This is a genomic window from Flavobacterium psychrophilum DSM 3660 = ATCC 49418, assembly GCF_002217405.1.
GTDB lineage: Bacteria > Bacteroidota > Bacteroidia > Flavobacteriales > Flavobacteriaceae > Flavobacterium > Flavobacterium psychrophilum.
Genome location: NZ_MUHE01000044.1, coordinates 1 through 6,175, shown reverse-complemented (window position 1 = coordinate 6,175; position 6,175 = coordinate 1). Strand labels below are relative to the sequence as shown.

Sequence of the window (6,175 nt, the reverse complement as noted above, 5' to 3'; positions counted from 1 at the left end):
CGTTTCGTTGCTAAAAGCAGTTTGGGACTAAATTAGCCAAAACTTTCGGATTGACCAAATTTTCCTGACACAAAACGAATTTTAAATTCAAGACTAAAACCCAAATTGCTTGTAGCAGCTGTTATGGCACGGTGCTAAGAATCGGCACTGTTATTTTTTTAGATTTTTTTTGCGTTTAGTTCAACCGCAAACTATTCAATTTCAGTAGTTTTTCTCAACACTTTTTTGCGTTCAGTTCGGTTTTTTAGGTTTCAATTTTCGGCAGTTCAAAAGTTCAGAATATTTTCAGAAGTTTTCTCTCAACACTTTTTTTGCGTTTAGTTCGGTACACTTTTCAGACTTTGAATTGAGTCAGTTCGGAAGCGATTTTAGGTGTAAAAATCTCAAAAGTGTGAAGATAAATATTCACGATTGAAGTAACCAGAGTCGATTCGGCGCTGTGCCATAACGTTCCCGCGCTACACGCAGGTTGGGGTTAATAATTATTTATTTTTCTGTTATTACTGTTTTTCGCCGACACAAAACCAATTGTAAATTGAGCCTAAAGCCCAACTTGCTTGTAGCGTGTGTTGTGTGAGGTTATTTTATTTCAAGTCCTTGACCAACCAGATATTTTTTGAAGTTATCCAAATGTTTTACACAATATTCATAATCTTTTTGCATAAGTAACTCGAATGTTTCAAAATCTGTATCTACTCCGTCATACCTCGAAGTCTTTGAGTAATGGAGTAAATTTTTATATTCAGTCCAAGCCCCTTTAGTTATTCTCATCGCAGGGTTTTGTCTGTCGGGGTTAACATTTTGCTCAATTTCATAGTGAGTCTGTCCAATATCTATTGCTCTTTTTAAAGCTAGAGCTTTTAAATAGTGTATTGCAGTATAAAATAAAGAAGTAATTTTCCAATCATAAAATTTATTAGATGAGTTGTCACAAATACATTTATGAAACTCCTCATTATGTAAGGCTTGCTTTAAAAATCTATCCATTATTATGCAATATTTATATCTTCACTAAATTTAATTTTATTAACTAATTGTGAAGGTATAAATTGAAAATAGATTTTGTCTTTTTGAGAAATATCAGTTAAATCAAGTTGATTTAAGAATGAAAAAAATATATCCCTATTTTTAGTATTATCTTCTTTTAAAACGATAGAATAATGAAGGTCGTTTAAACCTTCTCTTGTCTTAAATACTTTTTCTAGTATTGATTTGTTATTTTTAAAGTGAACCCTAATAACTTTGTCAAGTATATAACTTACTTTATTATCAATTTTACCAGAAAAATCTAATATATCTTTAATCGGATTTTTCATAGACTTTTCTAGTTTTTTTGACAAAGTAGTTTTTTCTCCTATTTCTAGAAGTGCATAACTACTATCAACCTCGTTTTTAAACTCTTCTAAATCCAACTGTAATTTGAACAAAATTCCTTTTAACTTTCCGAGATTATTGTCAACTTTTGTATCTGTTAAAGTCTTTTCCATTTTTATTAAAAATAATTTCTCAAATATACAACAAATTTTATTCCAAATCATATTCTCTTTTTATTTTTAAAAAAGTAAGCTAAGATTAGAAAAGGAAGAAGTAAAAAATTTGTTATTATTGTTGAATAAGTAAAGTTTGACAACAATATCCAAGTATTTTCTCTTTCTTCTATTGATAAATTAGCGTGCTCTATAATTGCTTTATATGGTCTGAATAAAAAATTATAGCTTTTATTATATGATATCTGTTCTTGGTCTGTACCTCTTATTGGTAAAGTATATGACCATCTTGTAAATTTAGTGCCATCCTCATTTGTAACATAGATTTCACTTGGTCTCATTTCACTATATGATTCAAATGAATTTTCTTTATAAGAGCTATTTGAATTCACAGTGTACAAACCATCTTTTTTTAAACTTTCAATATTTTTATTAATTTCATACATAAAATACTTATACTGTTCTTTTTCTAGTAATGCAGAAAATATACCTATGAATATCGAAAAAAATATATAAAATATTATTGATGGTTTCAATGATTTTTTAAAGCCTAGAATATTTTTTTCTTTTTGTGTTAATGGTGGCTCGCTTAATGCTATTGACGAAAGTTCGTCAATTTCGCTAACTTTAGTCCAATTTTTTAAATCCTCAAACCATATCAAATCATTTGTGTATAAATTTCCTTTAATTTTTAATTGGTCAAAAGTATAATACACTTTCTTTTTGCCATTTTTGAAGTAAATTCTTTCTTTAAAATCATCAAAATTTAAATTTTCAGATTTTATTACTTTTTCTGGAAAATCGACTTTTTTAACCCCTTGGTTTTTATTAAAATTATTATTCAAGTAGTTTTTAAAAACTTTAATTTGATTTGGTATCCTATTTACCAAAATGTAAATCAATATAGATAAAGTTATTAGACTTGATAGTATTGAAAATAGAAGCATATACTCATTTTCAAAACCCTTAGTAAAAATAAAACTGCTAACTATTACATTAAGCATTAAAAGTATAAAAATTTTCACACCGCCTAATACAAAGGAAGTTACTAAATCATAAAAATTTGTTGTTTTATTTTTTTCTATCTTGTTAAAAAAGAAATTCTTTATCTTATTCATTATATTTGTTACTAATTAAATTTATTTATTATGGCTAAAGAAGTTAAATACAAGACTGTAACTCTTTACAGAAGTGCTATTACTGGTAGAACTGTTACCGAAGAGTATGCTAAAAAGAATCCTAAAACTACTGTTAAAGAAGTAACTAAAGTTCCTATTTAGCTATTAACTCTTTTTCGGTAAAATAGTAATCTAATTTTATCCACTTTTCTCCGTCTGCTCTTTCTACACCTTTAGGAAGTTCAAAACTACCTTTATATTGGGTAGGGTTTTCTATTGTCTCTTCAATTCTAAATGGTCTTAAACCATATCCGTTTACATACACTTTCATTCTGTTTTGTGTTTTTAGCACGTTGGTTCTTTATAATCTCACACAACGTTCCGCCGCTTCATGAAGTGGCGAACTTCGTAACGACATATTTTCCACTAAGATAAAAATTCTTGCGAAAGAAAAATGTGAATTTTGCACATTTTTCGCCATTTCTTGAAACGGCTGTTAGCAAATCGGTTTTGTTTTTTATTAATCACTAGTTAGTTTCTTCGTCGATTATCTTTTCTAATAATTCTGCAGTTTCATCATCTTCTGCAATTATTGAAAATGAATACTCTTTTGTATTACCTGTAATATTTATTTCTGCGGAATGACTAAAAATGTATGGTTCAATTCTTAATTCAATTCGAAGTAATAATTCTGTGAAAATTTCATTTATAGAGTCATTTAAGTCAACAATTTTTGCACCATCAACTTTCAGATATTCAACGTTTTTATTAATAGTTATCATATTTATTTTTTTGATTTATTTAAAACAGTTTCAGACTTTTTTTCTAATTTATGAATTCGTTCTTCTAGTTTTTTTGAGTCATTTTGAGCATCAAAATAGGTGTAAATAGAAAATATTAGCGATACTAAAGCAACAATATGCGGTAACCACTTAGTTCGTAAAAGAAACTTATTTACTTCTGTTGAAGTTTTTAAGCTTTCTAGCTCTGCATTTTGTTTACTATTTTCAAAATCTATTTCATTTTTTATTTCCGTTAGATTTATCTTTCCCTTTTCAGTTAGAGAATAGGAATTTCGGTCATTATTTTCAATAATTAAACTATCATCTTCCAATATTTGAAGATTCTTTAAGAATACTTGCCAACCGAAAATTTTATCAATCTCTTCTTTTCCTTTTTCATCACTTAAATCAACTTTCTTTTCTGAAAAATAAATCAAGTATTTTAGTAAATTTCTATCGTTCATTCAGTGCGTTTTTTAAACTGTTTGCTAACGTTCCGCCGCTTCTCGTCAGTTGCGAACTTCGGAACTTTTTATTTTCCGTTAAAGATAAAAATTCTTGCGAAATGTAAACGTGAACTTACCACAAAATTCGCAATTGCGAGAAACGGCTGTTACCAGCCGTATTTCCTTCTGTTGTCAATATTTTGTCGTTACACTATTTGAAAAATTTCCCGAGTTCTCTTTGCCTTCGTAGTTAATCTGAACACTGTATTGTTTGTTTTTTTCAAAATTGTCTGATTGAACCACGAATGTGTTTATTCCTTTTTTGGCTTTTGATTTAGAACTTCCAACAACTTTGTCTGTTTCATAGTCCTGAATTACAATTTCAACTTCTGCTTCATCAACAAAGTACATCACTACTTCAACTTCATTTCTTTTCTTGCTAATTATATCTCTAATGTTAGTTTTGTCTGTGATGTAATTTCTTTCTCTTTTCGTACCACTTTCAATTCCTTTGATTTTCATGTAAGTTATTATTCCTTGAACATTACCAAACTCAACAAATGGCATTGGGAAGAAAGGCAAAATATAGTATCTATATTGGTCGCTTTTCGCTTGAACTATTTTCCTATAAGTGTTTCCTGCGATTGTGTTGAACGTAACTCCTTGTAGAAATAATTCTTTCCCATTCTCAGTTTCAACTATTTTTAATTCTGTTTTATAATCTTGAAATGAAACAAATTGATTACCTACATAATAACCATTGTCTGTAATAGTTACTAAAAGTTCTTGTGGATTGTCGTAAGAGCCGCTCAAATAATTGTATCCTTCAACTTCAAATTTCAACGTTTTTTTATTGCTTACAATAGTGTCACTTAAATATTTGATATTCTTAAATTGTTTGTCTTGGTACTCAGCAAGATTGGTTGTGTCGTTGTACCATTTTCTGCGATAAAATAACTGAATTTCATCGCCTTTTTTTATGTCGAATTTAGTTGAAGCTGTTAGGTTGTTTTTTAAGCCGTTCGTTATGTCATTGTAATTGTCGCCCATTAACTGTTTGGTGTAAAACTGTCCATTGCTCGAAACAACAAGCGATTGTAGGTCGGGAATAATTACAATATAGATTTCTGAATTTTCTTTTAGATAGTACTTTCTCGGTGTTTTTTTTGTGGAAACTAAACTGTCTCTTGGATAGCTATTTCGTGTGTCAATAAATTCAAGTAAAATATTTGATTGCTCGCCGAAGATTGTACCAGTTTGTTCTTTGTCAGTTTGGTAGTTGATTTTATGAAGAACTTTTTTCCTGTTGTCAAGTAAAGAGTAAATGCCATTTGCAAATGTTTCATAGAAAGTTTTCATTTCTCTCTTATCGGAATAATCAATAAAATCGGATGTTTGAAACTTTCGATATTTTACTTTGTCAATAATTGTATCTGTTAAGTCAGTTCTTGTTTGCAGTCCAATATTTTCATTTTTCTTGTCAAAATAAGTAGCTCTCACATAAATTTTAGAGTTAGCTAATTCGCTTCGGCTTGATTGTCCAAAAACAAAGTAGTTTAATAAAAGAAAAAGTATTGTTAGTGAATGTTTCATTTTTTCCGCTGTCGTAATAATATGGCTGGTAACGTTTCGCAGCTACACGTTGTGCAAGGGTTCGTGACTGCTGGGTTTCTAATTTATTTTTACTGTTTTTTGCGGGACGACAATTCCACTACTTCTTGCATAGCGTGTAACTGCTGTTATGTGCTGTTTTTTATATTCAATTTGATTTCATGTACAACTTTTTAACAAAAGATTAACTATTTTAATTAGGTTGTTATTTAGTGTTTTACTAAATTTGCAGAATAACAGAAATGAATAATTGAGAAAAAATTTAACGAGAAATATTTTTAAGTAGTCACACGATTTAACAGGTCGTGTTTTTTAGTGCTTTTTTGTCAACTATTAGTGTAGTTGCAAATTTTTTATTGTCTAATTTTTAAATATTTGCCCTATGAAAACAAATAATGTTTATGTCAAAACTCGCCTCGGTTACTGGGCAAAAATGATTTATGAACTCTTAACCCCAAAACAAAAATGGCTAAAAACCATAAACCTTCGTGGAAAGAAACTTTATTATTGAGATTATGCTTGCAGGCTGAAACTCAACTGATAAAATATATCTTTCAAAACCTATTGTAAAACCTTTAAAAAGCCCAACTTCGGTTGGGTTTATCTAACTTTTTTACGTTGGGTCAAATGTAAGCACAAATTACAAAATACAAGCTAATTATAAATGTTAATTTTTTGTTAAACTTTTTCTCAATATTTCAAATAACTAATTTAACCCGTTGGGTGTAATT

At 29.0% G+C, this 6,175-nt stretch carries 8 protein-coding genes; 1 reads left to right on the top strand and 7 read right to left on the bottom strand.

Features of this window, described 5'->3' with window-relative positions; all coding sequences use genetic code 11:
• Positions 1 to 579: 579 nt before the first annotated feature.
• From B0A57_RS10490 to B0A57_RS10480, 3 genes are read right to left on the bottom strand one after another with little or no spacing between them, the layout of a single operon-like run.
• Positions 580 to 987: a HEPN domain-containing protein gene (locus tag B0A57_RS10490; protein ID WP_038466571.1), complete on the bottom strand. Its 408-nt coding sequence runs from the start codon at positions 985 to 987 to the stop codon at positions 580 to 582.
• Between the two features lie 2 nt (positions 988 to 989).
• The gene (locus B0A57_RS10485) at positions 990 to 1,487 is read right to left on the bottom strand and encodes a hypothetical protein (RefSeq protein ID WP_123960888.1); all 498 of its coding nucleotides are present in this window, start codon (positions 1,485 to 1,487) and stop codon (positions 990 to 992) included.
• Positions 1,488 to 1,534: 47 nt separating this feature from the next.
• A complete protein-coding gene (locus B0A57_RS10480) occupies positions 1,535 to 2,605 on the bottom strand; it encodes a DUF4339 domain-containing protein (protein WP_038466577.1) in 1,071 nt (356 codons plus the stop codon).
• Positions 2,606 to 2,635: 30 nt separating this feature from the next.
• Between B0A57_RS10480 and B0A57_RS12420 the strand changes: the two genes are divergently transcribed.
• Positions 2,636 to 2,767: a hypothetical protein gene (locus B0A57_RS12420; protein ID WP_256948358.1), complete on the top strand. Its 132-nt coding sequence runs from the start codon at positions 2,636 to 2,638 to the stop codon at positions 2,765 to 2,767.
• Here the strand turns inward: B0A57_RS12420 and B0A57_RS10475 are convergent.
• From B0A57_RS10475 to B0A57_RS10460, 4 genes are all read right to left on the bottom strand, one after another.
• Positions 2,760 to 2,957 carry a hypothetical protein gene (locus B0A57_RS10475; protein WP_038466580.1) on the bottom strand — a complete coding sequence of 66 codons (198 nt, stop codon included), beginning with the start codon at positions 2,955 to 2,957 and terminating at the stop codon, positions 2,760 to 2,762. The genes B0A57_RS12420 and B0A57_RS10475 overlap by 8 nt on opposite strands.
• A 175-nt stretch (positions 2,958 to 3,132) precedes the next feature.
• Positions 3,133 to 3,387: a hypothetical protein gene (locus tag B0A57_RS10470; RefSeq protein WP_038466583.1), complete on the bottom strand. Its 255-nt coding sequence runs from the start codon at positions 3,385 to 3,387 to the stop codon at positions 3,133 to 3,135.
• Positions 3,388 to 3,389: 2 nt separating this feature from the next.
• A complete protein-coding gene (locus tag B0A57_RS10465) occupies positions 3,390 to 3,851 on the bottom strand; it encodes a hypothetical protein (RefSeq protein WP_038466586.1) in 462 nt (153 codons plus the stop codon).
• Between the two features lie 174 nt (positions 3,852 to 4,025).
• Entirely contained in the window at positions 4,026 to 5,426 is a 1,401-nt protein-coding gene (locus tag B0A57_RS10460) for a hypothetical protein (protein ID WP_038466589.1), read from the bottom strand.
• Between the last annotated feature and the right edge of the window lie 749 nt (positions 5,427 to 6,175).